The 22,953-nt window shown below is 64.3% G+C and carries 13 protein-coding genes; 5 read left to right on the forward strand and 8 right to left on the reverse strand.

Going from position 1 to position 22,953, the window contains the following annotated elements; all coding sequences use genetic code 11:
* Positions 1–342: 342 nt before the first annotated feature.
* Positions 343–5,112 (reverse strand): ATP-dependent DNA helicase, encoded by a 4,770-nt coding sequence (locus HMPREF2942_RS04810; RefSeq protein WP_070688525.1) that lies wholly within the window; start codon positions 5,110–5,112, stop codon positions 343–345.
* A 79-nt stretch (positions 5,113–5,191) separates the two neighbouring features.
* Complete coding sequence (locus tag HMPREF2942_RS04815; RefSeq protein ID WP_070688526.1) at positions 5,192–9,049, reverse strand: UrvD/REP family ATP-dependent DNA helicase; 3,858 nt, start codon at positions 9,047–9,049, stop codon at positions 5,192–5,194.
* Positions 9,050–9,241: 192 nt separating this feature from the next.
* Here HMPREF2942_RS04815 and HMPREF2942_RS04820 point away from each other — a divergent pair, with 192 nt between their 5' ends.
* From HMPREF2942_RS04820 to HMPREF2942_RS04840, 5 genes are all read left to right on the forward strand, one after another.
* Positions 9,242–9,937 carry a 3'-5' exonuclease gene (locus HMPREF2942_RS04820; RefSeq protein ID WP_070688527.1) on the forward strand — a complete coding sequence of 232 codons (696 nt, stop codon included), beginning with the start codon at positions 9,242–9,244 and terminating at the stop codon, positions 9,935–9,937.
* A gap of 166 nt (positions 9,938–10,103) precedes the next feature.
* The gene (locus tag HMPREF2942_RS04825; protein ID WP_049346936.1) at positions 10,104–11,471 is read left to right on the forward strand and encodes a threonine/serine exporter family protein; all 1,368 of its coding nucleotides are present in this window, start codon (positions 10,104–10,106) and stop codon (positions 11,469–11,471) included.
* 209 nt (positions 11,472–11,680) lie between these two features.
* Positions 11,681–13,030, forward strand: coding sequence for a glutamate-1-semialdehyde 2,1-aminomutase (hemL, locus tag HMPREF2942_RS04830; protein WP_049349427.1), 1,350 nt, complete (start codon positions 11,681–11,683; stop codon positions 13,028–13,030).
* Between the two features lie 32 nt (positions 13,031–13,062).
* Positions 13,063–14,244 carry a hypothetical protein gene (locus HMPREF2942_RS04835; RefSeq protein WP_049349425.1) on the forward strand — a complete coding sequence of 394 codons (1,182 nt, stop codon included), beginning with the start codon at positions 13,063–13,065 and terminating at the stop codon, positions 14,242–14,244.
* A gap of 131 nt (positions 14,245–14,375) precedes the next feature.
* Positions 14,376–15,548: a transcriptional regulator gene (locus tag HMPREF2942_RS04840; RefSeq protein ID WP_070688528.1), complete on the forward strand. Its 1,173-nt coding sequence runs from the start codon at positions 14,376–14,378 to the stop codon at positions 15,546–15,548.
* 91 nt (positions 15,549–15,639) lie between these two features.
* Here HMPREF2942_RS04840 and hemB read toward each other — a convergent pair whose 3' ends face one another.
* From hemB to hemG, 6 genes are all read right to left on the reverse strand, one after another.
* The gene (gene hemB / locus HMPREF2942_RS04845) at positions 15,640–16,641 is read right to left on the reverse strand and encodes a porphobilinogen synthase (protein WP_049346928.1); all 1,002 of its coding nucleotides are present in this window, start codon (positions 16,639–16,641) and stop codon (positions 15,640–15,642) included.
* Positions 16,642–16,677: 36 nt separating this feature from the next.
* The gene (locus HMPREF2942_RS04850; protein ID WP_070688529.1) at positions 16,678–17,562 is read right to left on the reverse strand and encodes a uroporphyrinogen-III synthase; all 885 of its coding nucleotides are present in this window, start codon (positions 17,560–17,562) and stop codon (positions 16,678–16,680) included.
* Between the two features lie 5 nt (positions 17,563–17,567).
* Positions 17,568–18,701: a hydroxymethylbilane synthase gene (locus tag HMPREF2942_RS04855; RefSeq protein WP_005505274.1), complete on the reverse strand. Its 1,134-nt coding sequence runs from the start codon at positions 18,699–18,701 to the stop codon at positions 17,568–17,570.
* A 168-nt stretch (positions 18,702–18,869) separates the two neighbouring features.
* On the reverse strand, positions 18,870–20,318 hold the full coding sequence (locus HMPREF2942_RS04860; RefSeq protein ID WP_070688530.1) for a ferrochelatase: 1,449 nt from the start codon (positions 20,316–20,318) through the stop codon (positions 18,870–18,872).
* The gene (gene hemQ, locus HMPREF2942_RS04865) at positions 20,315–21,136 is read right to left on the reverse strand and encodes a hydrogen peroxide-dependent heme synthase (protein ID WP_070688531.1); all 822 of its coding nucleotides are present in this window, start codon (positions 21,134–21,136) and stop codon (positions 20,315–20,317) included. The genes HMPREF2942_RS04860 and hemQ overlap by 4 nt, the downstream gene beginning before the upstream one ends.
* Before the next feature lie 134 nt (positions 21,137–21,270).
* The gene (gene hemG, locus HMPREF2942_RS04870) at positions 21,271–22,821 is read right to left on the reverse strand and encodes a protoporphyrinogen oxidase (protein ID WP_070688532.1); all 1,551 of its coding nucleotides are present in this window, start codon (positions 22,819–22,821) and stop codon (positions 21,271–21,273) included.
* Positions 22,822–22,953: the final 132 nt, after the last annotated feature.

Below are 22,953 nucleotides of genomic sequence, written 5' to 3' on the forward strand. Positions count from 1 at the left end.
GAGTTACTTTCGAGGTTGTGTTTGAGAGTAAAGACGCACGCAAACCCCACGGGGCGCCGGCGGCGCGAGTGAGGCCGCGAGAGCGGCAGTCGTTCGGCGCGATTCTTTCCCGGAGCGTGCGAGGGCACGAAGTACCTCTATAGTTCTTCAGCGGCTGAGGACGCCTCATCACCCTAATGCAGTGGGGTGAAGAGGCGTCCTCTGCCGTTAACACGAAAAGTCCGCACAGAAAAGCAGCTCACAAGGCGCAATGCCTCCGTGAACTGCTTTTCTGTATGCGGTTATTGGCTCAAGCTAACGCGCGAGCGCATGCCGGCTAGCACTGCCGCTTAGCCTTGCTGCCTAGCCCTTGCGTGCCTCACGAATCACCTTCGCCAGCTGCGCCTCCGTGGGCAGGCCGCCGCGGATCTGGTGATCCCACACCTCCGCAACGCCCTTGCCGCCCAGGTACACGAACACGGTGCTGATACGCTCCGGGTCCACGCCCATAATGCGGGAGAACGCGATGCGGTACAGGCCCAGCTGGAAGCGTCGAGACTGCATGGTCGCCATCTTCGGGCGGGAACCGCTCTTCCAATCCACCAGGACCCAGCGTTCGCCGTCCTCGTCCTCGGTACGGAACACCGCGTCGATACGGCCGCGCAGGCTTACGCCCTCGATGTGGGTTTCGACCGGGTATTCGACCGCCCAGATGCGGTCCTTCCACTCGTCGCTACCCCACTCGCTGGTGGCAAAGCGCTCCCAGAGGCGCTGAACGGAGACGTCCAGTTCGCTCTCGGCCTCCTCGAAGTCGTCCTCGAAGGTGAACTCGTCCTGTTCCTGCAGGTCAGAGGGGTCTGCAGAATCAGCGGGCGAGGTGGAGGTGGAGGTGGCTGAGGCGGCAGTAGAACCAGGCAGGTCAACGCCCACCGTGTCTTCCGCGTCGGGTGCCTCCAGCGGGTCGGCGCTCGGCGCCACCCCGAAGTGCTCCTCAATCAGCGCGTGCACCGCCGTACCAATCGTTGCCGCGCGTGAGGGACGCTGAGGCACCGGGCGCATCAGCTGATGCACCGTGCCCTGCGGGTCCTCGCTCAGGCGAATGAACGTGGATGCGGACAGGTGCCCCGGCAGCTGATCGCTCAGCACCGGGTCGGTCTGCCCCATCATGAGCAGCAGCAGGTCGGCTTCGCGTTCCCAGTCCACCGCCTGCTGGCGCAGGGATTCAGGAATGGCGGACTCGCCGTGTACAGCGAGTACGGCGGGTGCAGGGTGGTTTGCGCTCTCCCCCGCTACATCCCCGCTCTGGTGCAGGTCATCCTCCCCCGCGCCGACAGCGAGCTCCACCGCCAGGGCGGCACGCTCCACCGCCTCGCGACGGCTCGAGGAGTTAATCGCAATCTCACGTTCCAGCTGCTCATGCTGGCCGCGGCGAAGCACCGCCTCCGTGCCCCGATTGAGGGCATCATCAGAAGCCCAACGCCAAATCACGGGTCGCTCCAGCGGGTCAAAAGGCCACATGGCGGTCAGCACCGCACCCAGGTTCGGGTTCCTGTCCTCGTAGTTCTTCTGGGCGAACTGGCCGCGCACCTCAATCGGCAGCGCCGCCGCCACCGTCGGCGAGAAACCGGGCTGAGGCGGTTGCGCCTCACGCCATTTCTCCCGCTCGGTGGCTTCGATAATCCATTCGGGCACCGGCAGGTTCAGGCGGGTACAGTTCTCCGCCACCGTGCGTGCTCGTACGGAAGGAGCCGCCAGCTGCCAATCCTGCGCGAGGGCGGGGGCCATGACCTCAACCAGCGCCCACGCGTAGCGTTGCACCTGCTCGGCGTATTGTGCCTGAGCGTTCGCACGCGCCTCCGCCTGTACGGGAGTGAGCTCGTCAGCGTCTACGGGGTAGAGTTCCAGCTCTTCCAGCAGCGCCGCCTCATCGGGGGCGGGCGGCAGGTTCGAGGGGTCCACGACCGTACCGTGCACCAGGGTCACCGGCTCCGCCAGGCGGTACTTCGACTCAGCCAGCTGCTCAGCCCAGCGGCGCACATGGTTCAGGTGCACCTTCTTGCGCTTATCGGCGGGGTTCGGCATCGTGTACGACAGGCCCATGCCCACCAACTGCGGCGCTGCCCAGGGGGTATCCATTGTCTCTTCGAAACGTACAGAGGGCGCATCTACCGTGGGGGTGCCCATGTCAAAGAGCGACTTGAAAAGCATCTCCATCAGCTCCTCCCAGAAGGGCTGCACCGGCAGGGGGAGCATAGCGGCGCTCTTCCAGCGGTAGGCGCTCAACGCCAGCAGGTTACGGGCACGGGTCATCGCCACGTACATGAGGCGGCGGTCCTCCATGCCGGCATGCTCGGCGGCATCATCCTTGTGCTCGGCCAGGTAGTCTTCCAGGTCCTTCGCCTTCTCGAAGGCGGTAATCTCCTCCGGGGTCTCAAGGATCGAGGGAAGGTACTCGCGGTCGCCACGCAGCGGCCAGGGCAGAGCCGTATTAGCCGACATCTGCCACAGGTTCGGGGTCTGCCCGCCGGTCGCACTACCGCACAGACCCGGCAGAAGCACGTGATCCCATTCCAGGCCCTTCGCGGCGTGCATGGTCATCAGCTGTACCGCGTTCGGGTCAGGCTCCACAGCGCCCAGCGCCAGGCCCTTCTCCTCATCATCGGCACGTTCAAGCCACGCGAGGAAACCCATCACGTAGCTCACGCCGCCCGAAGACAGCAGGAAGCGGCGCGCACCCGGGTCGCCCTCCTCCGCGCTCACGCCGTCAGAGCCGGCGTAAATCATCGCGTTAATACGCGGCGCCGACATGCCGTAGGCGGCGGCAACCTCGTGGAAAGCGTCCAGGTTCGCACGCGAACCCAGCGGGTCGGTACCCGGGCGGACCGCCAGCTCAATATCCAGCAGCATGGTGCGCTCAATCTCGTACAGCAGCGTGCCCAAATCCTCGCTCAAACCGGCACGCAGCACGCGCATCTGCTCGGCAAAAGCACGCAGACGCTCCAGCGCCGCCGGGGAGAAACGGCGGCCACGGTACTGCTCACCGTAGAGGGGTTCGCCGTCCGCGCCGTCCTGCGGTAGGTTCTCCACCGCCTCGATCAGGGAGGCGTAGCCGGAGGAATCCTCCACCGCGCCCTTGAGGGTTTCGTCCAGGCGCTCCTGGGCGGCGCGCAGGTGCTCTGCCTGCAGGTTGATAGCAGCAGCGTCGTCGGCGTCTTCAGCCTCGGCGAGCATACGCAACGCCATCTGCTCGCGCAGGGCACGCTCACGCTCACGCACCAGCGACTGAGCCCAATCACCCAGCGCCAACATATCCGCCGCGCCCAAACGCCAACGCGCACCCGTCAGCAGGCGCGCCAGAGCATCCGAACGGTTCGGATCAGCCAGCACACGTAACGCCGACACCAAATCCACAACCTCCGGTTGGGAAAGCAAACCGCCCAAACCCACCTGCTGCACCGGAATACCCAGACGCTCGCACTCCACACGAATCGGGTCCAGCTGACCGTGCACACGCGCCAACACCGCAATCTCAGGCATCTTCAAACGCGGATGCACAGAACCATCACCGGAACGATGCGCCGCGTAGGCGCGCTCATACTCGCGCACCGCCTGGGTACGCATCGCCGCAATACGCTCAGCGATAGCCACAGCCTCCTCGCGGTCAGAGTCGTGGTACGTCAAATCAACGCGCCCCACCATGCCCGCGGCAGCCTGCTCAAAGGCGGGTGAGCCCGGCTCCCCCACCAGAGCGCAGCGCGGGCGCAGGTCAGGAACCTGAGCGGCGGTAATATCGCCGTCGGCGGCACGCACCCACTCGGGAACCTCCTTCAGCTTCTCCGCCACATGGTTCGCCGCGTTCAGCACCGAAATGTCGTTACGCCACGCAATGGACAGGAACAGCGGCCGCACATGCTTGGTTGGGAAATGACGGTAGAAGCTGAACATCTGGCCGTCCGAAGCGCCACGGAAACCGTAAATCGACTGCTTCGGGTCACCCACAGCCATCACCGGATGCGCCGGAATACCCGCCGCCTCATCGGCACCGTAAATCGAGGAGAACAAGCTCATCTGCGCGTGCGAAGTGTCCTGGAACTCGTCCAGCAGAACCACCTTGAAGCGGGCACGCTCACCCTCGCGAATCGCCGGGTCAGCCTCCGCAATACGGGCGGCAAAACGCATCAGGTCACCAAAATCCAGCACCTGCATGCGCGCCTTCACGCGGGCGTAGCTCATCGCCATGCGCGCGTACACTCGGCGGTTCCGCAGCAGACGCTGAACCTTCAGAATGTCCTTCTCAGTCTTCGTCTCACGGCGAGGCTCGGGCACCGCCGCATACGCCGCCAACTGCTCGGTGCAGAAGTCAATAACCTGTTGCGGCTCCACCAGGTGCTCCGCGCACTCGTCAGAAAGCTGCAGCATCTGGTTAATCATGGTCGCCGCAGAGACCGGCACGCCGTCCTTATCGAGGGGAAGCTCCCCCTCCCAGTACTGCACAATCTGCGCGGCAAGCTGCCACTTCTGCGCATCGCCAAGCATCTGTGCGTCCTGCTCCACGCCCAAGCGCAGACCGTACTCCTTGACGAGGTTATTCGCGTAGGAGTGGTAGGTGAGCACGGTCGGGTCAGCGATACCTTCGCGCAGCTCCTCATCGGTCGGGGCGACGCGGCGGCTACGGCGCAGCGTGTTCAGGCCGGCACGCATACGGCTGCGCAACTCGGTTGCCGCCTTGCGGGTAAAGGTCACGCCAAGCACCTCTTCAGGGCGCACAAAACCGTTATCAACCAGCCAAATCACGCGGTCAACCATGGTCGCGGTCTTACCCGAACCAGCGCCCGCAATGACGAGGGTCGGGGCGGGGCCCGCCTCAATCATGCGGACCTGCTCGGGGGTCGGCTTCTTACCGTCGGCGCCGTTGAGCATCTCGGCAATGTCGAGGGCGCTACGGTAGTCGGCAGGCTTCAGCGCGGGGTCATTCGCGGCGGATTCAGCAGAGAAGAGCACGCCGTTGGGCAGCTGCCAGCTATTGTGCTCGCACCACTGGGCGGGGGTGAGCATGCCGGTGCCAGAACCGGGGTGAGCGCCGGGGGTAGTAGCGCCCTGCATATCAGCGCCGTATGCGCCAGAGTCAGTCATGATTCCTCTTCCTCATGGATCATTCTCATGGGAGGTTCGGGGTGAGTGATATCGAAAGTAAACGTAGGGTACGCGGCTACTAGGGCTGCGTCACCTGGCGGCCGCGCGTACAAATCGGGCAGATCTCCGGCAGACGGCACCCATAGCCGCCCTCACGGTGACGAGCCTGCACCTGCGAGCCAGCAATCAGCTCCGCGGCGTGCTGCACCAGCTCAGCCGCCCACGAATCGTGCTCCGTCAGAGCGGGCTGAACCTGCAGGCGAGTCTTGCTCTCATCGTTCACGCCCGAGGCGCCCAACTGCACCAGCGCCGCGCCTGCGGAATGACCCGTATAGCCGGTGTACTCCAGCTCCTGGGGGCGGGCATCCGGTAGCGGTTCGCCCGCCTCCAGGGCGGCGGCTTCGGCGCGGTAACGCTCCTCCAGCTGCTCGCCCGCGCCAGCCTCCACCGCGATCTGGTAGGCGGCAAGCTGCGGATGCGTCTCCATCTCCGAGCCGGTCGGCTTAGACTTACCGGTTTTCAAGTCAACAATGGCGTAGCGGCGGGTGCCGTCCTCCGCCGGGGCGGTACCCTCGAGGCGGTCCACACGACCGGTGAGCAGCGCATCCAGCTCGCCAACCTCACCGGCGGGGTCGAAGGGCACGGGCACACGCACCGCGAAGGAACCTTCAACACCGAGGTTCTGCCAGCCGGCGTCACCCATGTGCTGACGGTAGTAGTAGCTCAGGCGCAGAATCATGCGCTTGGCGCGCTCGTAGAGGGCGTAGGATTCCCAGGGCACGCGCTCGCGGTACTCTTCGTCGGTTTCGTCCTCCTTGCGGGCGGGCACGCCGAGAGAGCTAATGCGCTCGTCGAGGGCGGTTTGGAGCTCTTCGAGGGTGCCGGTCGGGTACTCCTCGGCGATGGCGTGCACGAGCGTACCGAGGGAGCGGGACAGGTCGGTTTGGGCCTCGGCACGGGCGGCGGAAACCAGCCAGTCCAGCGGGGAGCTGTGAATGGTTTCCAGGCGCGAGGGCGAGAGCGTAATCGTGCGGCGACCGGGGTTTTCTGCTGGGTTTTCGGCAGGCTCTTCGCCGTGATTTTCGTCCAGCTCAGCGTGGTCTGCCGGGCGGTGCGCAAAGAGCAGCTCCGTGCTAGAAAGCGGTAGCAGGCCCCACCAGTCGTCGGGTGCGGCGCCGGGCGCCTGGGCGTTCACCAGGCGCGCCAGAGTGCGGGAGGCGGCATCGAGTCGGTACGCGGAACCCTCCGGGGTGAGCGCCTCTTCCTCCGGTGCGTTGTGCATCGGTGCGCCGTTCTGCTGTGTGTCCTCCTGCTGGGAGTCTTCGGCGCGCATCGCGTTCATCGATTCCTCAACGAGGGTGCGGCGAAGCTCCGCCACGAGGGAACGCAGGGTCGCGGGGCGGCGCACGCGGGTGATGGGCACGTCCGTGGAGTCGCCGACCGCGTCGGTGGGCAGCACGAAGTCGAAGAACTCGCCGGGTGCCTGATCGTCATTGCGTACGGCGGTGAGCACGAGGCGGGTGCTGGCTCGGGTGGCGGCAACGGCAAACATGCGTAGCTCGTCGTGGCGGGTGTCGCGCACGCGTTCGGGGTAGCTACGGATGCGCGCGGGTGGCACAGGCTGCTCGCCCTCCCTTGCCTGCTGTTCTGCCTGCTGTGCGCGCTGGCGGAGGCGCGCATCGCACAGGTCCGTAAGGTCGCCGGTGCTCAGCAGGGAGCCGCGCACGGTGGTGTTGGGCCAGGTGCCTTCCTGCAGACCGCATACATATACGGTGCGCCAGGACTGACCGGCGGCGAGTGCGGGGGTGAGAATCTCGACCGCGTCTTGGCGTACGCCGCGGGCGGCGAGGGTGTCCATGGGTAGGTCCTGCGCGTCGATGAAGTCGAGGAACTGCTCGGCACCGGCGCCGCGCATCTGCTCGTCGAATCGGTCGGCGGCTTCGAAGAGGCCGATCATGGCGTCGAGGTTGCGGTGGGCTGCATCGGCGTCGGGGCCTGCACCGCGCGACTGGGCGACCCAGGTCTTTTCGAGGCCGCTGGCTTCCCAGAGCGCCCAGAGCACTTCGGTGCTGGTGGATTCGGGGCGCGCGAGTGCTTTACGTCCGGCGGAGAGCACGGCTGCGATGCGGTGCACGGCGCGTCCCACGCCCTCTTCGGGGAGGGTTTCGGGGTGTAGCAGGGCGCCGAGGAGCAGGTCGTCGCTGGGGCGGTGGCCGCCGCTTTGAAGTTCGATGGATCGTAGCTGCTGGCGGAGTCGTCGCACGTCCATGCTGGATGCGCCACCGAGTCGAGAGGTGAGCAGGGTGATGGCGCTCTGCGCACCGCCGAGGGGGTTGGCGCGGCTTTCTTCGGCGATGACGTCGTCGAGGCTTCGGCGCATGAGCTCTTCAGCTTCGGAGGCGCTGAGGGTTTCGTAGCCGCCACGCTCCGCCGCCTCCGTACCTTCTGCACCTTCTGCGGCGGGCATGTGCACGGCGGGGTTCAGTGCCTTCTCGCCGCGCTTGCGGGCGTAGACGAGCAGGCTGAGCGCGTCGAGGAAGGGGCGTACGGCGGGCTCGTCGCGCACCGGTACGAGCGCCGCGGAGGTACGCGAGGGAATACCGTTCGAGGAGAGCACGCGGCGGATGCGCGCCACGTCCGCGCTGCTACGCACGATGATGGCGGACTCGCGGTAGGGGTGGTTGCCGTAGATGCGTTCTTCGAGCAGCATTTGGGCGATGAGGTTCGCTTCGTCCTGAGAGCTGGAGAGCGCATACTTATACACGCCTGCGGGTGCGGTGCGGTAGTGCGCGGGGTCGAGGATTTTGCCGTCGGCGCCCAGGTGCAGCAGCGGTTCGTCGGCGGCGCCCCAGGTGAGGGCTTCGTCGGCGGGGGTGGTGTTGATGCGTCCAAAGGTTGCAGGCGCACTGTTCTTTGTGCTGTCCTTCGCCCCCTCCTGCTCAGCGGTGAGCGGCACGAATCGGGTGTAGCGCGGCAGGCGGCGGCGAATGTCCGCCACAAGCGGCATCATGAGTGCGGGCAGGCGGTACGAGGTGGTGAGCGTGCGGGTGCGCATGCTCGGGAAGCTTGCCTGCAGGGTGGTGACGAGGTCGGGGCGGGCGCCTCGGAAGCCCTGGACGACGGCTTCGTCGCTGTAGGTCATGACAACTTGGGGGCCTTCAGCGAAGAGGTCGGGGTGGGTTTCGGTCAGGTGCGCGGCGTCTGCGGGGGCAATTTCTGCGGCGATGAGGCGCAACAGCCGGTAGATGGAGGGGCTGAGTTCCTGCACGTCGTCGATGAGGATCAGGTCGTAGCGGCGGCGTTCTTCAGCGAGGAATTCGGGGGCGCGCAGTAGCAGCCGGCAGGCGTCGTTGATGAGTACTGCCGGGTCGTAGGCGTTTTTGGCGCGGAGGGCTCGCACGGCGCGGTATTCGGTGTGAAGCTGTGCGAGGGCGTGCCAGGCGGGCTGGTTGTGTTCGTTGGCGAGGCGGTGTACGTCGTCGGCGGTGAGGTCGTATTCTGCCATGCGGTCGAAGAAGTCGCGGATTTCGTGGCGGAATCCGCGGGTTGCGAGGGCGTCGCGGAGTACGTCGGGCCAGGCGGGGCCGGGTGCGATGCCTTCGGCGTGGTTGGCGAGTAGTTCGCCGATGATGACGTCTTGTTCGGGGCCGGAGAGGAGTTTGAGGTTGCCTTCTACGCCGCTGAGCAGCCCCCGGGTTTGGGCTCGTTTGAGCAGGTCGAAGGCGTATGCCGCCCAGGCGCGGGTGGGTGCTACGGAGAGGCTGCGGTCGCTGGAGGCGGCGATGGTGTCTCGCATGCGGGTCGCAGCGGTGCGGGTGGGTGCGAGGATGAGCAGCCGGGCGGGGTCGTTCCCGTCGGCGAGGTAGCGCAGGGCGCGTTCGGTGAGGTGATGGGTTTTACCGGTTCCGGGGATGCCGGTGAGAAGTTGGGTTGTCATGGTTTCAGTCTATCGGCTGTAGCGCGGTTGTACCTTGTCGGCGGTCATGTGGGCTCGTCAGCTACTTATGTGCCGCCTCGGTGACTTAATATGCCGCTCCCAGGGCTTAATATGCCGCCCCGCGGGGGGCTTATCCACAGCCGCGTGACGACCGGGCGCGCGCCTCCTTCTCCGCTGGGTTAGTCTTATAGCATGACCTGGATGAACGGCCTGCGCGCCACTTTTGACCTTGAAACCACCGGTGTGGACGTCACCACCGCCCGCATCGTGACTGCTTCCCTGATTCTGCTGGACCCTCAGGGTAATGTGGTGCGCCGTGGCGAGTGGCTTGCCGACCCCGGCGTTGAGATCCCCGCCGGTGCCGCCGCCGTGCACGGTATTACGACAGAGTACGCGCGTGAGCACGGCCGTCCCGCCCGCGAGGTCGTGTGGGAGCTTGCCGGCGCGATTGGTGCGCTGAACCTTGATGGTGTGCCGATTATTGCCTTCAATGCCGCCTACGATTTTTCGGTGCTGCACCACGAGATGCTGCGCCACAATATTGCCAACGGCGAGCTGCCGCCGGGTGTGGTGCTCGACCCGTATGTTCTGCATAAGCACGTGATTCCTCGTAAGCGCGGCAAGCGCACCCTTGAGGTTCTTGCCGCCGAGTACGGTGTCTCCCTGGAGAATGCGCACACCTCCGCTGATGATGCCCTGGCGGCGGAGCGTCTGCTGGTGAAGCTCACCGAGCAGTTCCCCGAGGTTCTCAACGTGGATGCACGCCAGCTGCACGAGCAGCAGATTCAGTGGGCGGCGGAGCAGGCGGCGAGCTTCCAGGCGTGGTTGCGTACGCAGCCGGGTAAGGAATCTGAGGCCATTGACGGCCGCTGGCCCGTGCGCCGATAAAAATGCGCCGATAAAACTGCGCCGCTAAAAACCTAGGCAACATCCTCAAACACCTCTCCTTTGCTGACGGGCTGACACTATCCCCGTTTGGGCTTCTCCCCTATGCTAGATAAGGAACCACACCTACACGAATAGCACGTGAATAGCACGACCCGGAAGGCCTCTCATGGATGATCAGCCCCGCACTACCGAGCCGTACCCTGACACTAATACGCGCAGTATTTATCTGGGGTCTACCCGTCTGGCTCATGAGCACCTGGTGGCGCAGTCGCAGGTGGTGCTCCGCCTGGGCCGCATCCTGATGAAGTCGGGTGCGAGCGCCTACCGTATTAAGGCGTCGATGGCGCGTTTGGCGAAGGCTGTGGGGTTGAAGGAGCATCACGCGCAGGTGACCTTCACCGAAATTTCGACTTCTTCGTACACTGACGGTAATTTCCGTACCGAGGTCGCTGAGCAGCGCACGATGGGCATTAACGCTCATAAGCTGGATCAGTTGGGTAAGTTCATTTCTGAGCTTCCTGAAAAGATCACCCCTGCGGAGGCGAACGCCGAGCTTGACCTTATTGATTCGGCGAAGCCTCTGTACACCCGCTGGATGTTGGCGCTGGCGTCGGCGGTGGCGTGTGCCGGGTTCGCGTTCCTAAACCGTGGCGGTCTGGTGGAGTGCACGGTGGTGTTCTTCGCGGCGGGTGCCGGCCAGTTTTTGCGTTCGACTCTGCTCAAGCGCGGGGTGAGCCATTTGGCAACGTGGATGGCGTGCGGCTTCCTGGCGGCGGGCCTGTACATTGCGCTTGTTAATGTGCTGGTCGCGGCGGGTTGGATTAGCCCGAACCATATGATTGGTTTTATTTCGTCGGTACTGTTCTTGGTGCCCGGTTTCCCCATGGTGACGGGCATGCTCGATATTTCCCGCATGGACTTTTTGGCGGGTATTTCGCGTCTAACCTATGTGGGTTTGTTGTTGCTGAGTGCGTCGTTTGCGGTGTGGGTTTTGGGTTCGCTCTTCCACCTGCCGTTGGCGGCTCCTGCGCCTCTTAACCTGGATCCGACCCTGTATTTGGTGTTGCAGGTGCTTTCCTCGGGTGTTGCGGCGGCTGGCTTCGCGATGCTTTTTGCCGCTTCCCCGGTGGCGTGTGTGTGGGGTGGCGTAATTGCTGCGGTGGCGAACCCCGTCCGTATTCATATGGTGGAGGCGGGCATGCCCGCGCATATGGCAGCGACGATTGCCGTGTTTGGTGTGGGTATTTTGGCTGAGATTGTGGCTCCGCTGCATCAGCGTAAGTACACGCGTATTTCCCTATCTGTTCCGGCGGTGGTAACGATGGTTCCGGGTGTTCCGTTCTACCGTTCGATGTCGCATTTTGCTAGCGGTGACATGTACTCGGCGGCAAGCGGTTTCGTGCAGTCCCTGCTGATTTTCATGGCGTTGGGTATGGGCCTGGCCTTCGTGCGTCTAATCTTCGACAAGAACTGGCTGTTCGATCAGGACACCCAGGTTCTGAACCGCCTGGATACCGACCGGCACCTGCGTTAGCGCGTTGCGCGTCCTCTCTGTTCCCTAACTTGTCTGTTGTGTTTTATCGTCACCTTTCGGTACGTTCAGGTGCTTGTCACCTGCGGTTCATCTGTAGCGCCTATGATGGTTAGGTACGGGACGCTAGTGGCGTGCGGGCTCCGTTGCCTGGTGCGCATCGTCCCTTGTAATTCTTTAGTTCGCCGTCTCTGTTGAAAGGCACCGATACGATGACTCCTTCCTCTACCCACCCGCTGCACCACGAAGCCAGCGAGAAGCTGTTTGAGCGTTCTCGCGCGGTGATTCCCGGCGGCGTGAATTCCCCGGTGCGTGCTTTCAATTCTGTGGGCGGCACCCCCGCGTTTGCCGCGAAGGCTAAGGGCGCGTACCTGTACGATGCGGACGGCAACGAGTACGTTGACCTGGTCTGCTCGTGGGGCCCGTCGATTCTGGGTCATGCGCATCCTCAGGTTGTTGAGGCGGTTCAGCAGGCGGCTGAGCGCGGCCTGTCCTTTGGTGCGGCGAGCGCGCCGGAGGCTGAGCTGGCTGAGCTGGTGGTCAACCGTATTAACGCGGCGATTCCCGGCGCTATTGATCAGGTGCGTATGGTGTCGACCGGTACTGAGGCGACCATGACTGCGATTCGTCTGGCGCGCGGTGTGACCGGTCGCGACAAGATTATTAAGTTCGCGGGCTGCTACCACGGTCACGTGGATGCGCTGCTTTCCGAGGCTGGTTCGGGTGTGGCTACCCTGGCGTTGCCGGGTTCTGCTGGCGTGACTGCCGCAACCGCCGCGGAGACCATCGTTCTGCCCTATAACGACCTGGACGCTGTGCGTGAGGCGTTCGCAAACCACGAGGGTCAGATTGCCGCGGTTATTACTGAGGCGGCGCCCTGCAACATGGGTGTGGTGACCCCCGAGCCCGGTTTCAACCGTGGCCTGCACGAGATTGCTCACGCGAATGGTGCGCTCGTCATTTTTGATGAGGTGCTGACCGGTTTCCGTGTGTCTTCGGCTGGTTACTGGGGTTACGCGGCCCCCGAGGATGGCGGCTGGGTTCCCGATATTTTCACGTTCGGCAAGGTCATTGGTGGCGGTATGCCCATCGCGGCGCTGGCTGGTAAGCGTGAGGTCATGGAGCACCTGGCGCCGGTCGGCCCCGTCTACCAGGCGGGTACCCTCTCCGGTAACCCGCTGTCCGTCGCGGCGGGTATTACGACCCTGACCCTGGCTGATGCCGCCGTTTACGCGCACCTGGATGCCCGCAGCGCCCAGCTGCAGCAGGCTCTGACCGAGGCGTTCAACGCCGCCGGTGTGGACCACTCCATCCAGAACGCCGGTAACCTCTTCTCGGTCGCGTTTGGCACCTCTCAGGAGGGCGTGCACAACTACGCCGACATCAAGGCGTCGGCAACCAGCCGTTACAACGCGTTCTTCCACTCCATGCTCGAATCCGGAGTGTACCTGCCGCCGAGCGCGTTCGAGGCGTGGTTCGTTTCTGCCGCCCACGACGATGAGGCGATGGACCGTATCATCTCGGCTCTTCCGGCTGCCGCAGCTGCTGCCGCATCCGCGTAGGAGTTTGAGAGACGTAAGGAGGTGAGCCGCTCATGGATCTGAGCGCTCTGGGACTGCCTATGGAGCAGCTACGCGACGTGTGGCTGATCGCCTTCATGGTGTACCTGGGCTTGTGCCTGCTGGTGGATATCGCCTACCCGGTGCCCATCAAGAAGGAGAAGGCAGCCGAACTGTACCTTGAGGTGTCCGGCTCGCCCGTTGATGAGGCGCGCCGCGCCACCGCGGAACGCACCGCGATGGGTGCGCCGCTGAGCTCCTCCCGCAAGGGTAGCGCCACGAAGAAGGCGAAGAAGAAGCTGGATTCTATTGAGGGCGCCGGCGTGTTTAGCGGCTGGTTCCACGTGGTCATGTACCTGTGGGGCTGGATTGTGGCGGTCTCTATCTTCACCCTGTACTGGGATATCGTGTACGACGGTGTTGTACTACCGGCGCTGATTCTGCCGTTCCTCATGGTGTACCTGGGTGCGCGTATTGGCCGCCGTCAGTGGCGTGCAGTTCGCGGATACAGCAAGGACGACCGTGTGCTGGGCATGCCGCGCATCTACTCGGCGACGCTGGGTAAGCTGAGCGCACCGTTCCGTGTGCGCGGCACGGTGCCGGGTGTAGAGCCGATCCGTGACGACCGCACCGCCTACTGGATCCTCGGCGGTATTGCGTTCCTGCTCGCCTCGGTCTTCCTGGTTTCGTTGGCGGGCTGGAGCATTGACGAGGATTGGGAAGCGATCTATATCGGTCACGCATCCTGGTTCTTGCTGGCGGCGGGCGTTCTGCTGATTATCATATTGCTGATGCGTAGCCGCGATTACGTGCTGTACAACCCGGATTCGTTCCAGGCTGGGCGTCTGCTCCTTCCGGCGAAGTCCCGCCCCTACTCTGAGGTTCGCGCATTCCGTGTGTACCCGAAGAACCCGGACGCTATCAAGCTGAACCCGAAGGACGCGAGCCAGTGGACGCTGGAGATTCTGCTCCCCGGCGGCCGCAAGCACGACTATTCGCTGAATGAGCACCAGATTGATTGTTTGGTGGCGCAGATTGCGTTCAATATTGAGCAGGGACGCTGGGCGCAGCTGGATTCGCCGGCGGACCGTGAAATGTTGGCGAAGTACTTCGTGGACGGCCGCGTGATCTGCACGACCATGGGGTACAAGCCTGCCGGTAAGCATGCGGAGGAGGCGGCACGCCGCGCGTCCTTCCAGAAGGCGCAGTACAAGTAAACCTGTAGCCTACATACCGCGAGAAGCCACATGTGTTTCGAGAAGCCACGTTTTATGTTGCTTTTCGAAACACATGTGGCTTCTCAGCACCGTAGACGCACCATCACCGATACCCGTAGAGAGGACAATTCATGGAGCTAAGCGCTTTTGGGATACCCCTAGAGCCGTTGCGCTACATATGGCTCATCGCCTTTATCGTTTACATAGGGTTATGCATAGTACCCGCTATCACTCACCCCGCAACAATCAGCACGGAAAAGGCGAAGGAGCTCTACATCGCCCGTTACGGCTCCCCCGTCAACAATGCAATGAGGTATGCCGAACGTCGTTCCCTGGAGGGTAACCCGCTACCAAAACATAAACTGCGCTCTAACCTCACCCGTGCCCGCAAAGAAATCGATAGCGTATACGGTATCTCCTCGATTGAGGCTTGGTTCCACGTGCTCATGTATGTGTGGGCATGCCTTGTCGCACGGTCCATCTTTCGTCTGTACACAGATATTGCCCATAATGGCATTCTGCTACCGGCTCTGCTGTTGCCGTTCTACATGGTGTTCGTGGGTGCACGTTCAGGTCGCCGCACCTGGCGCAAAGCCCGAAGCATCGATACGGATGACATGACAGCCGGGTTGCCTCAAATCTATAGCGCAGCATTGATGCGTCTCAACCTTTTTGCTGTGCCGAATGGGGCTCATCCTCAAGCTAAACCGGTTCGGGCAAAGAATGATTTCTACGTTGAAACCCACTTTGTGTTGGTTGTGGCTCTCATCGTCTTCTTCTATTCGCTTGTCGGTTGGACAGTTCTAGGTGTTCAGCCAATGCCCATTGGTGGAGCTTCCATAACGCTGGCAATTGTTACCACCGTAACTGCAGTAACTCGGTGGGTTTATATGAGGCGGTACCTGCTGTTCAACCCCGACTCGTTCTACATCGGGCGGCTCTTCCTCCCGGCGAAGAAGTACCGTTACCCCGATATTGTGGAGTTCTGCGTCTTCCCGAAGAACCCCGAACAGATCAAGCCGACCTTCTACGAGCCGTCCCAATGGCAGATAGAAATCAAGGTGCCGTCCAAGATTCCACCGAACCTCGCCAAGCGCATGCCGTGGCTGTGCAGGCATATTGTGGCGGTGCACGATGAGCGGGTCGTCTGCCTGACCTCCCAGGTTGCTTTCTACCTGGAGCAGGAACGCTGGGCGGACCTGCGCTCCCCCGCCGACCGCGAAAAGCTCGCGGAATACTTCACCAACGGCAACGTTGTGTGCACCTCCCTCGGGTACAAGCCAGTCAGCGAAGAACAAGCATAAACGGCGAGAAGCCACATGTGTTTCGAGAAGCCACCAAAGACGTGGCTTTTCGAAACACATGTGGCTTCTCAGCGTTCAAGGAGGGAGGGGGTTAGGCGTCCAGCTCGCGGAGCCAGCCCGCCGCCTCCGTACCGTAATAAGTCAGGATGACGTCCGCACCGGCGCGGTGAATCGAACGCAACGACTCCAACACCACAGCCTTACGGTCAATCCAGCCGTTCGCCGCAGCCGCCTCAATCATCGCGTACTCACCCGACACCTGATACGCCGCCACCGGCACCGGCGAAAACTCCGCCACCTCACGCACAATATCCAGGTAGCTGCCGGCAGGCTTCACCATGACCATATCCGCGCCTTCCTCCAGGTCAGCGCGCACCTCCAGCAGAGACTCACGGCGGTTCGCCGGGTCCTGCTGATAGGTCTTACGGTCACCCGTGAAGCTGGACTCCACCGCGTCACGGAACGGGCCGAAGAACGCCGAAGCGTACTTTGCCGAATACGCCAGAATCGACACATCCTCAAAGCCGGCCTCGTCCAGGGCAGCACGCATCGCCGCGATCTGGCCGTCCATCATGCCCGACGGGGACACCGTGTGCGCACCCGCGCGAGCCTGCGAAACCGCCATCTTGCAGTACAGCTCCACAGTCTCGTCATTATCCACCACGAGGGTGCCGTGGCCGTCATCGACCAGCACGCCGCAGTGGCCGTGGCTCGTGAACTCATCCAGGCAGGTGTCAGCCATAACCACCAGGTCGTCGCCGAACTCCTCACGGCACACCGCAATGGCACGGTTCAGGATGCCCTGCGGATCCCAGGCGGTCGAGCCGACCTCGTCCTTATCCTCATCGCGGGGAATACCGAACAGGTCAATGCAGCGGATGCCCGCCTCGTACGCCTCACGCACGGCGGGGATGATGCTCTCCAGGGTGTGCTGGTACTGGCCGGGCATCGAACGAATCGGCTGCGGCTCAGTGATGCCGTCGCGAACGAAGAACACCTGAATCAGCTGCGCGGGGCGCAGGGTGGTCTCAGCGACGAGGGAGCGCATGGCTGCGGTGGTGCGCAGGCGGCGCGGGCGGCGGGTGAGGTTCATGATCTCTCCTGAAAACTCGATAAAAAACATGTGGTCTTAGTAGATGAGGGATGCAGCGGCGCGCGCCAAATCCTGCGGGGACGGCGAATCGGCCTGCACGTGGCGCAGGTTCAGGGTGCGGCATGCGGAGGCGGTACTCGCCCCAATTGCCACCACCGGCGGCACCGATTCGGGCGGCACGGATTCAGGCGATAGCGCGGGGGTGCCGTCCAGCAGGGCGTGCAGGCGGGAGGGGGCGGTCACCACCAGCGCATCCGGCGCGGGGGTTTCGGGGATACTCCCCTGCACGAGTGCGCGGGCGGCGCTGAGGCTCAACTCGCCGGGTGCCACCTGCTCAGCGGGCACCATGTCGTAGAGCACGCAGCGGTGGCTGTCCCAGCCCAGGTTTTTGAGGCCCTCGCGCAGGGTCGGGCGGGCGTTGGAGCCTTCCAGAACCAGCACGGCGGCTGAATCAGTCGCGGCGGAATCAGCTGCGGAGTCTACGGGGGCAGGGCGCCCAAACTCCGCGAGCATACCCACGGCACTCTGCACCTGCGGCTGAAAATCCGTGCCCAGCCCCAGCTGGGTGTGCACGGCGCGGGCGGTTGCCGCTCCCACGCAGGCGATGCGCACTCCCCCACTCGCGCAGGCGCGGGCGAACTCCGCGCCCCACAGCTCGGCACAGGCACGAACCGTGTTGGCGCTTGTGAAGCTCACCCACGCATAGTGACCGGAGGCGAGCGCCTCCAGCGCGGCGGCGTGGTCTGCGCCCGGTTTGACGGTGCGGGCCTGCTGTAGCGGGGCGAAGAGTACCCGGCACTCCCCTAACCCGTTCTGTGTGCATTCTTCGGCGAGGGCGCGTGCGAAGGCGGCGCCCTGGGCGGCGGAGCGGGTCAGCAGAACCGTGCGCGCGGGTTCAGCTTGCGGACTAGCGGCAGACATGACGCCTACTTCAGATCCAATCCGGCCAGGGCGGCGGCACCCATCTGCAGCAGGTCTTCTGCCACGCGCACGCCCAGGCGTTCGGCGCCGGGCACATCCAGTTCGGCGGTTGCCGAAGTGTGGCGCAGCATGTCGGTGCCGTCGGGGGACGCCACCACAACGTTAAGCACCAGGTCGCCTTCAACCACGTGCGCGTACGCGCCGATGGGTGCGGCGCATCCGGCTTCGAGGCGGCGCAGCAGGGCACGTTCGGCGCTGACGGCGAGGCGGGTTTCGTGGTGGTTTGCGGCGAGCAGGGCACGGCCGAGGGCACGCACCGGGCGCGCCACCTCGGGGTCGGCGAGCACGGCGGGGTCCGGGTTCTCGAATTCGCTTTCGCGCACTTCCAGGGCGAGCGCGCCCTGGCCGGGGGCGGGCAGCATGCGAGTGGGGTCTAGGTACTCGGTGATGAGTTCTTCCTTGCCCAGGCGCTTCAGCCCGGAGACGGCGAGCACCACGGCATCGCAGTCGCCGCTACGTTCGGTGCCTACGCCGTGGTCGGCGCGTTCGGAGGTTTCGGTGTTCTGGCGGAGCACGACCTGCTTGCCGGCGTGCTCTTCCAGGCCCTTCACACGGCCGATGCGGGTTCCCACGTTACCGCGAATGTCCACGATTTCAAGGTCGGGTCGCAGGGCGCGTAGCTGTGCGGCACGGCGGGGTGAGCCGGTGCCCACGCGGGAGCCTTCGGGCAGGGTGTCGACGGTCAGACCGTCGCGTGCCACGAGGGCGTCGCGGGGGTCTTCACGCTTGAGGGTTGCGGCGACCACCAGGCCGGGGCAGGGTGCGGAGGGCAGGTCCTTGAGGGAGTGCACTGCCATGTCCACGCGGTTTTCTTCGGAGGCGTTCTCACCGTCGAGTAGACGCTGGCGCAGTGCCGCAGCGAACACGCCGGTGCCGCCGAGGGTTGCCAGGGGCCCGGTGAGCACGTCGCCTTCGGTTTTGACGGTGCGCAGGGTGAAGTCCACGACCTCGGCATCTGCGGCGCCGTGGTGTGCCTGGTGTTCGGTGTAGAGGGAGGTGACGGTTTCAGCGGCAATACGGCTTTGGGTCAGGGCGAGAGCAGACCCGCGGGTGCCCAAGATGTACTCGTGATGGCTCATATCTCTCCTTTTCGGTGATGTGTGTGATAGCCCGTAGGCGTGTGCGTTTCCCCCAGAGGCTGTGTGTTTGTCTAAATTCTGGGGGTAGCCTGTAGGCACGTGCGCTCCGACCCGCCCGCACACCCCGGTCAGGCGGTGTTGGGGCGAGCCGGAGCTACAGGGGTGGTGTTAGTGGGAGCAACATCCGCCGGAGCCACATCCACTGGAGCGGCTGGCGGGTGCGTTCTCAGAAGCGCTGTCCTCAGCGCCGTCAGCACAGGCTGCGTACTCGGCGATGACCGGCTTCGGCGCACCGCGGCCGGGCTTGCAGCAGTCGGGTTCGCACTCGTCGAACCAGCCGTACTGACCGCTCGCGCTCGGGGCGAGGACGCTCTCACGTTCGGGGCGCAGGTCGGCTGAAACACCGTTCTCCACGCGCTCCTCAATGAGGCGGCGCAGCGACTCTACGTACGCCGGATGCGTGCCGGGGGTGGGGGTGCGCACGGCAACCATGCCCAGGCGTTCGCAGGTGTCCAGCGCCTCGGTATCCAGGTCCCACTTGACTTCCATATGGTCGGAGACGAAGCCGAGGGGCACCAGCACGACGCCTTCCACGGGGGCTTCGCCATCCTCCGCCGGGTTGGCGGGGGTGGGCAGCGCCTCCAGGGCGTCGTTGACGTCCGGTTCCAGCCACGGCATGGACGGCGGGCCGGAACGGGACTGGTACACCAGCTCCCATTCGACGTTCTGCAGAAGCTGCGGGGCCTCATCGCGAACCAGCGAAAGCACGGCGCGAGCGACCTGCAGGTGCTTCTCCACGTAGGCGGAGCCGCCCTCGTAGTTCACGCCGCGCGGACCTGCCTCGTTCGCAGCGGAGGTCGGCACCGAGTGGGTGCAGAACATGATGCGCAGGCGCGGGTTCAGCGAACCGCTATCGCGCGCGGCAAGCTGCTCACGCACCGTGGCGAGGCCGTCCTTCAGCCCGTCAGCGAAAGCGCGGGAGAAGCCGGGCACGTCAAAGAACTGACGGATCTTACCCACGTGCACGCGACCTTCCAGGCCGAGCTGCTCGATTGCCATACCGTAGTCTTCACGGTACTGGCGGCAGCTCGAGTAGCCAGGGTAGGCGCTGGTCGCCAGCACGAGCACGTTGCGGTGGCCGTTCTCGTAGGCTTCGGCGAGCACGTCCTTCACGTAGGGCTTCCAGTTGCGGTTCGCCCAGGTGATCGGGATGTGCGGGCCGCGCTCAGCGAGCGCCTGCTGCAGTGCGGCGAGCAGGGCACGGTTCTGCTCGTTAATCGGCGAGACGCCGCCGTTGGCGCGGTAGTGGGTGGCGACCTCTTCGAGGCGCTCATCCGGGATACCGCGGCCAGCGGTTACATTGCGCAGGAACGGGATGACGTCCTCCTGCCCCTCGGGGCCACCGAAGGAGGAGAGAATCACCAGGTCGTAGGGGCGCACCTCTTCGGCACGTTCACGGGTGATGCTGCGTTCGCTTCGGTAGTCGCCGAGGGTCTGCTCGTTGAGCACGGCGGGGCCGTTGGAAGCGGTGTTCGCCGGGTCGGTGCGGTTGGGTACCACGTCGTCCGGCAGGAGCGTGCCGTTGAGGGTTACGCCGTTGTTCGGCTGATGGCTCACGCCAGAACCTCTGCTACTTCGTCTGCGCCGATGCGGCGGCCGGTGTAGAAGGGGGTGTCTTCGCGAACGTGCAGGCGTGCTTCGGTGTTGCGGAAGTGACGCATCAGGTCGACGAGGTCCACGAGTTCGGGTGCTTCGAGGGCGAGGACCCATTCGTAGTCGTTCAGGCCGAACGATGCGACGGTGTTTGCCAGAACCTGCGGGAAGTCGATTGCCTTCATGCCGTGGTTCTTGAGCATTTCTGCACGTCGTTCGGGGTTCATGTAGTACCAGTCGTAGGAGCGTACGAAGGGGTAGACGCAGACCCAGGTTTCAGGTGCCTTGCCGCGTGCGTAGGCGGGTGCGTGGTTGCGGGTGAACTCTGCTTCGCGGTGTACGCCCATGGTGGACCAGACGATGGTGGTGCCTGCGAACAGTGCGGTGCGGCGAATCTTGCGGACTGCTGCCTGCAGCTTTTCGGGGTTCTGGCCGTGGGTCCAAATCATGACGTCTGCGTTGTCGCGCATTGCGGAGACGTCGTAGATGCCGCGCAGGGTCACACCCTCGGCGGCCAGCTGCTCAACAACCTTCTCGAATTCGGCACGAGCCTTGTCGGTGTTAGCCTCTGCCGGGCGTGCGCCGGAGCGTGCGAACACGGTGTACAGGGCGTAGTGCAGGGTTTCGCCTTCTTCGCGGCCGCGGCGGTTCTCGTCAGCTGCGGAGTGCTGGACTGCGTAGCCCTTGGGTGCGCCGCCGTAGCCGTGGCCTGCGTGGGTGTAGCCGCCCTGACCTGCGCCGTGTGCGCCGCCGTGGCCGTGTGCTGCGTGATCGTGAGACATTGTGTGTTCCTTTCTTCAGCGAGGGTTCGCTGTGCTGGAGGCGCGGCTTCCGTAGCTGCGCGTTTTCTCAATTTTTTGGTCTAGTTACTGGCTGAGCTGAGTTATTGGCTGAGCTTCTGCCGCGGCTGCGCCGTCTACTTGGCGGTTGCGGCTTTCGGGGAGGTGACGCCTTCCCAGTCCTGTGCCGCGTGGTAGATGAGGCGGTCCATCTGCTCGTAGGTGTCTTTGACGGTTAAGACCAGGCCGGAGCCTGCCGCCCAGGAGCCGACGGTGCTGAGGGTTCCGAGTTCGCTGGCGCGTTCGCGGAATTCCTTGACTCGGTCGCGGTGGCCGGGGGTGGAGGCGGGCAGTACGCCGCGCCAACGCACCACGTCCGCGTCGACGAGGTTGTTGTGGGTGAGGGCTACGTCCATCATGCGACTTGCGTCGAGCAGGGCGAGGGTGATGAGCTGCTCGTCTGCGAGGGCGACTTCGGAGAAGCGGGAGTCTTCGCCGCCGCGGCCGTAGGACAGGCGTACCACGTGGCGTCCGGGGCCTGCGGCCTCGGCGACCCACTGCCATTTGGCGGTGGCGTGGGTGAGTGCCTTGGCGCGTACGGCGGTGGCTTCTTCGGAGACGAGCAGGCCGGTGCCGCGGGGGTGCTTGTCCAAGGCGGGGGCATCAACGACGAGGGTGACGAGGGCGACTTCGGGGCCGGGTTCCAGGGCGGGTAGGGCGGTGGAGACGTGCGGGCCGATGAGTCGTGCCACGGTCGGGCCGTCGGTGGCGAGCACCAGGTAGTCGGCGTAGAGGGGGGTGTTTTCGCCGTCGGTGGTGTGGCGCTGGATGATGAACCACTGGCCGGTGGATTCGTCGCGGTCAACGGCGATGACGTCGAATCCGGTGACGATGCGAACACCGGAGGCGTACAGGTCTTCGACGAGACGTTCGGACAGCTGGTTCATGCCGCCCACAATACCGGCGACCTGTGAGCCTGCGGGGGCTGCCGAGCGGAAAGCGTGCGCTGCAGCGGCGAGGGAGCGGTGCTTGCGGAAGGCTTCGCGCAGACCGGGGATGGTCGCATCGACGTCGAGCTTATCGGGGTGGGTGGAGTACACGCCGGAGACTACGGGTGCGACGAGGTTGTCGAGCACTTTCTGGCCCATGCGGATGCGCACGAGCTCACCGAGGGTCTTCGCGTTCTCGCCTGCGGAGACGGGGAGGAACTTGTCCACCTGGGCGCGGCGCAGACCGTTCTTACCGATGACGGGGATCAGCGACTTATCGTTCACATTGCCGGGGATGCCCATGATGCCGGTGCTGGGGGTGCGACGGGCGCCCTGCGGCAGGTACAGCCAGGAGCCGTAGGAGTTGGGGGTGACGATCTGGTCGCCCAGGCCGAGTTCCTTGACGAGGTCGCTGACAATGGGGCTGCGGGTTGCGAAGGATTCTGCGCCGGAGTCCAGCAGAAGGCCGCCAACTTCATGGGCACCAACGGCACCGCCGAGGTGGTGGCGCTGTTCGAGCAGGGTGACGCGCATACCGGCTGCGGCGAGGCGGCGTGCGGAGATCAGGCCGGAGGGGCCGCCGCCAATAACGATGGCGGTGGGTGCCTTCTCTTTGCGGGTGAAAGCTCGTGCGTTCTGGGGCGCGGCGGAGGAACTGACCTGTGCGGTGCGGTGCGGTGCCTGGTTGGTGTGGCCCATGGTGGTTCTCCTTTGGTCTGCGTGCAGTGGAGTTGCCCATTGCGGTAACGGGTGTGGTGGTTGGTTCGGGGTGCAGATGTTCGGTGCAGATGCCGGAGGGTTTCCAGCATCTGCGCCGTCTATTTATCGTTA

It is taken from the genome of Rothia sp. HMSC071C12, from assembly GCF_001813895.1.
GTDB lineage: Bacteria > Actinomycetota > Actinomycetes > Actinomycetales > Micrococcaceae > Rothia > Rothia mucilaginosa.